The organism is Streptomyces sp. NPDC054840, from assembly GCF_053611065.1.
Window position 1 is genome coordinate 1 of sequence record NZ_JBSGZP010000540.1, and the last position, 5,214, is coordinate 5,214.

Sequence of the window (5,214 nt, forward strand, 5' to 3'; positions counted from 1 at the left end):
GAGCGGGGGCGGCTGGAGCTTGCCGGCGCCGCCCTGCTCGCCACCGCCCTCGCGGTGTTCGTGCACGCGCTGGTCGGCGTGCCCGCGTACGGGTGGACCGCCGCGCCCACCGTCATCGGCTTCGGCGGTGCCGTCGGGCTCGCGGCCCTGTTCGTACGACGCGAGCGCCGGGCCGCGCAGCCGTTCCTGCCGCCCGCGGTGGCCCGGTCCACGGCGGTGACGGCCTCGATGGGGCTGTTGCTGATCGTCTCGGCGGGCATGTTCGGGGCGCTGTTCACGGCCACGTTCCACCTCCAGGACGTCGAGGGGCTGGACCCGCTCGCCACCGGCGTGCGGGTGCTGCCGCTGACGGCGCTGATGGTCGCGGGAGCGCCGGTGGCGGGCCTGGCGCTGCGCCGGTTCGGGGCGCGCCGGACCGCGCTGGCCGGTACGGGACTGGTCGTCGCAGGGATCGCCGGGCTGGGCTCCGCGTCCGCGATGGCCTTCGGGGTGCTCGGCGCCGGGTTCACCACCGTCATGGTCACGGCCACCGGGGCGGTGGTCGGCGAGGCCCCGGCCGGATACGCCGGGGTGGTCGGGGGGCTCAAGCAGACGGCCATGAACGTCGGCCCCGCCCTCGGGATCGCGGTCGCCGCGAGCGCCGGACCGCATGGCTCGTCGCTGGTGGCGCTGGCCGCGTTGACGGCCGTGGGGCTGCTGGCGGCGTCACTGCTGCCCGGCGGCGCGCGACCGGCAGCCGCGGGTGACCTCGTCGGCGAAGACCTGGTCCGTCGGCGTGGGCCCGGTGCCTCCTGATGTCAGCGGGCCCGCGTACGGTCTGCGCATGGTTGATCGGAAGCTCTCCACGGCATCGATAAGCGACTTCGCGACCTGGGAGCCGGTGCTGCGGCTCCTTCTGGCCGAACAGGCGCGGGAGCACGGTGCCAGGTCCGTTCGGGTGGCAGGACGTATAGGCCGAGGGGGCTGGAGTCTGGCTCTGACGCGACGGATGCCGCCGCCCGGCCGGGCCGCTCAGGTGGAGGACATGCAGGAGGAGCTCGACGCGGTGAAGCGGGTGCAGAGCGCGCTCGCGGCCGCCGGAGTCGACGACATCTCGTTCTCGGCGGAGATCCATCCGACCGGGAAGACCGTGCTCCGCCTGCTGGGTCCCAGCCCCGCCGTCGAACCCGGCATCGGCACCCCGCACCCGGGTGCGCTCATCCTGGTGGACGGATCTCTCCCCGAGCCGTGGCGCCGTCTCCCGGAACCGGTTCCCGGGGCAGCGCCGGCCCCTTCGGCGGACCTGGAGTTGCTTGAGCGGACGCTGCGTGAACGCTTGCCGCACGCCGTCGGCGCGACGGAGGAGGAGATCGCCGCCGCCGAAGCTCGTCTGGGCGTCGTGCTGCCCGACGAGCTCAAGGTCCTCTACCGGGTGACACGGGCACGGTGGGAGGACCTGGGTGACGACTGCGAGGCAGCGATGAGCGAGTGCGCAGCGGTCGGGTTCGAGCTGTTCGATCTCGACAGCCTGTACGTCGCCGACGCGGCGTCGCGTCACTGTCGCTGGGAGTTCGCTGCGATGGAGGCGGTCGTCACCCGGCCCGACGCCATGGTGCAGGGCCTCGTCGGCTCACCCGGCTGGATCGCCTTCGGTGACAACGGCGGCGGAGACCGGTTGGCCGTCGATCTGACACCCGGTCCCCGCGGACGCACGGGCCAAGTCATCATGCTTTCCCACGAGGAGAGTATCGGCGCCGCGCTCGTCGCCGACTCCCTCACCGACCTGGTGCTGGGCCGGCTCAGCGCGAAGCCCGGCGGACCGCGACAGCAGAGGCCTTCTGCCGTGGCCAGGGTCAACATCGCAAGCCTGCCCAGCATCCAGGCCGCCGCGCACCCGGGCCTGGAGGCTCTGTCCATCGGCGTGTGGGACGATGCGCCGCTCAGCCTCGCCCCCGTCATGGGGCTGCCCCGCCTCCGCACTCTCGCCGCTTACCCCGGCACCCTGGCCGACCCGCTGGAGATCGCCAAGCTCACCGGGTTGGAGTTCCTGGACCTCGGCCCGGAAGACTGGAGGGTCCTCCTGGACGCCGGAGCTGTACCCCGCAGCCTGTCGGCCGCAGCCATCGAGGTGCATGGCAACCAGGACCCCCTGCCGATCGTGGCCATCGCGAACGAGATCCTGGCCCTTTGGGACCGGCCTCAGATCATCCAGACGGTCGTCGAAGGCGATCTCGGAACGCCGGCGTAGCCGGCTGTTCAGCCGGGCCGAGGGCGGCCACCGGCTGAAGGGGCTGGGTGAGCACCTGCATGGAGGGCGAGGCGAGGCAGGTGCTCACCGGTGACGGCCGGGGGCCGCTCAGCGCGCCGACCGCTGTCTGCGATGTCACCAGGCGCGCGGGGTCACATGGCAGTTCTGGTGCTCCGTGACGAGGCGAGTTCGCTCTTTTGGTTCCCTCCGAGGACCTCTCAGAAGCCCGGGTCCGGGCCAGGCAGCCGCCGTGCAACCGCGCGAGCCGCGCGGGACTCTCTTTCGCTGAAGGCAGTCGGCCCGGCGCCCGAGTGAGGCCTCACGGAAGCGAGGTCGGAACCCTTCACTTGGCGAGTGGGGCGCCTCGGCCAGCGGCCATGATCGGGAGCGGGCGCCAACTGGCGGGAACGTTGCGCATGACCAGGGCGCAGTCCAGGGTTGCGCTCCCTGGCGGGAAGAGGGCTGGGTCGTCGAAGAAGGACGATGCGGCGGAGCGGACCCGGCCGGCTTCCACGTGCCAGACGTCGGTGTGCAGTTCCATGCCGTCCAGGTGGCGGCCGGGCTTGGTGGCCGAGTATCCCTTCGCCCCATCTTGAAAGAAGCGGGAGGCCTCGGCGAGATCGGTGAAGAGTTCGCTGCCCCGCAGCTCGTCGGACAGCTCGACGGTGACGTCCACCCGGGTGTCGTTGTCCAACGTCGCGAAGGCGACACGCACCTGGCCGGGTGTCTCGTACACCTCGAAACGGGCGCGGCCGTGTTCACCGGGGAAGACGCGGCCTCCTGCCCAGACATTGAGCCGCGAGGCGGTGTCGCGGCGAGGGATGTAGACGCCGGTCTCGACGCCGTCCGGTCCGTCCCATTCAACGGCGATGCGATGCGCCGCGTTCTCGCTCCGTAGCCCGAACCCCTTGGGTGCCCAGGTCGGCCGGACACTTCCCAGCCGCAGTAGGCAGATGCCCGCGACCGCGTGGCCGTGCACCAGTTGCGGGCGCAATGGCTCGGGAAGCAGGCGTGCCACGGCGTCCGGGGCGACCCGGTAGTTCACCAGAAGCCGTCGTTCGACGACGCTGGACAAACGTAGTTGCCTCATGATCCCTCGCTCTGCGCCCCGGGGCGCCATTTGGTGTGGCGCAGGACGATCTGCTCGGGGCAGACGGCGCTGAGAAACCGACCGATGCAGGTCGCCAGGCGATCCTCGGCCAGTGTGTAGAGGATCCGGTTGCCATCCCGGCGCTCGGTGACCAGCCCCGCCCCCTTGAGCACGCCGAGATGCCGTGAAATAGACGGCGCACTGATCGCAAACCTGCTCGCGATCTCGCCTGCCGCGAGCTCACCGCCTCTGAGGTCCTCAAGGATCTGGCGCCTCGTCGGATCAGCAAGTGCGCGGAAGACTCCTGCCTCGTCCTGAGCTTCTGTCATGTTCGATATTTAGCACATTAGCTAAAGACCTATCAACCAGCCTGGCAGTCTCCGTCGGGGCAGTGCTGCGGCGTCCCTTGCGTCGCCACAGAGTCGCACTGCTCGCCAGCTCTGGGGTCTGACCACGCCAGAACCCCCTGGTTGACCCTTTAGCGCGCTACTTGGCCGATCTGAGTGTTCTTTACCAGGTATGCGTTCACGGCTGCCGGATCGGTCCCGGTAGTGGCATGACAGAAACGCACGTCCGTCGTCAGCCAGGTCAGGGCAACTGACACTGCCTTGGACCGCGGCCACGGCGAGCCCCTGCTCGCCCGGCGCGTACCGTGGTCCTCCGCTTCGGCCTCGGCAGTGTGCTGGTGCCGGAGCTGGAGGGCAATCCGACCCATGACGAGCTGGTTTCGGCACTGCCCGCGGACGAGACACGCCTGGTGGGTACCGGTGTGGGTGGAGCAGTTGGGCGCGGGAGTGCACCAGGCCGCTCCTGTAGCCGGGCGGTAGCCGGTTGTGAGGGTTCAGGCAATTGCCCACGATCCATGCCTTGAGCGCCACCTGATTCCCCAAGCGGAGGCCCCTGTGGCGGAGCCTCCGCGCGGCGGGCATTGGAGGTGGCCCGTCCTGAAGGGTTCTACTCCTGCGTGGGTGTCACTCAACGCAGCCGGAGCACACCGCTGACGCCGGCGTGGTCGGAGGGCCACAGTCCTGACGGAGTTCGGTCGGCCTGCGCCTCGCCCACCCGGTTGGTCGACAGTGCGGTGACCTTGCCGCGGAAGAGCACGTAGTCGATGCGCTGGGTGAGGTGGGAGGTGGGATTGCGCAGGTCGGGGGCCTGGCAGCAGGTGAAGCCGGAGTTGCGGTGGCGGGTGGTGATCCAGGCGTCGGTGAATCCGGCGGCCAGGAGACGGTTGTAGCTCTGGGTGTTCATCCCCGGTGTCGCGCCGACTCCGCCGGCAGCCGAGTTGAGGTCGCCCAGCAGCACGGTGGGGAGCGTGGTGTTCAGCGGGCCGGCGAGCAGTTCATCGGTCTGTGCTTCCTGGACCGCCGGGGCGGCGGGCTCGAGATGCGTGGTCACCACCCGCGTGGTGCGGCCTCGCAGCGTGGCGTCGGCCGCGACCCAGCCGCGCTCGATCCGCAGGGGCGGGTTGGGCGGGCAGCCCAGCACGGGGCGGCAGAGGGGCACGTGGTTCTGGAACCGGGCGGCCCGCGCGTTCGCCACGGAGAACTTGCGTGCGGGCAGGTCGGTCCGGGCCAGGAGTACGTCGCGGTCGGTGAGGCGGATGTCCTGCAGGCCGGTGGGCGTGGAGCGCGGTGCCTCGAAGTCGCTGCCGACGGTGACGCTGGCCACGGCCTTGTAGTGCTTGCCCCGGGCAGAGAGCTCGTCGAGAAGGATCTGCAGGAAGTCGTACTCCACGTGGGTGGCGCTGCCCGGCCCGGCGGGCGTCTGGCTGCGCCACAGAACGGCTTCCTGGACGCCCACGAGGTGAGGGTCGGCCTCGGCGATCTCGTCGGCCAGCGCCTCGGCGCGCTCGGGGAAGTTCGTCGCCTGGACATTCGCCCACACCGCGGTCACC

General features: G+C 70.6%; 5 protein-coding genes. 2 read left to right on the forward strand and 3 right to left on the reverse strand.

From position 1 onward, the window contains the following. The coding region (locus ACWGIU_RS29050; RefSeq protein WP_453710693.1) for an MFS transporter at positions 1-795 on the forward strand (795 nt) is incomplete at its 5' end. A 28-nt stretch (positions 796-823) separates the two neighbouring features. Beyond that, complete coding sequence (locus tag ACWGIU_RS29055; protein ID WP_453710695.1) at positions 824-2,227, forward strand: SMI1/KNR4 family protein; 1,404 nt, start codon at positions 824-826, stop codon at positions 2,225-2,227. A gap of 343 nt (positions 2,228-2,570) precedes the next feature. Here the strand turns inward: ACWGIU_RS29055 and ACWGIU_RS29060 are convergent, their stop codons facing one another. The 3 genes from ACWGIU_RS29060 to ACWGIU_RS29070 all read right to left on the reverse strand — a co-directional run. Next, positions 2,571-3,317: a DUF2071 domain-containing protein gene (locus ACWGIU_RS29060; RefSeq protein WP_453710697.1), complete on the reverse strand. Its 747-nt coding sequence runs from the start codon at positions 3,315-3,317 to the stop codon at positions 2,571-2,573. Then, a complete protein-coding gene (locus tag ACWGIU_RS29065; RefSeq protein WP_365957941.1) occupies positions 3,314-3,646 on the reverse strand; it encodes a metalloregulator ArsR/SmtB family transcription factor in 333 nt (110 codons plus the stop codon). Before ACWGIU_RS29065 ends, ACWGIU_RS29060 begins: the two co-directional genes overlap by 4 nt. 646 nt (positions 3,647-4,292) lie before the next feature. Further along, on the reverse strand, positions 4,293-5,214 hold a 922-nt coding region (locus ACWGIU_RS29070), incomplete at its 5' end, for an endonuclease/exonuclease/phosphatase family protein (protein ID WP_453710700.1).

Coding starts and splice junctions, on each gene's coding strand:
- ACWGIU_RS29055 (WP_453710695.1), top strand. CDS start 824: ATGGTTGATCGGAAGCTCTCCACGGCATCGATAAGCGACTTCGCGACC.
- ACWGIU_RS29060 (WP_453710697.1), bottom strand. CDS start 3,317: ATGAGGCAACTACGTTTGTCCAGCGTCGTCGAACGACGGCTTCTGGTG.
- ACWGIU_RS29065 (WP_365957941.1), bottom strand. CDS start 3,646: ATGACAGAAGCTCAGGACGAGGCAGGAGTCTTCCGCGCACTTGCTGAT.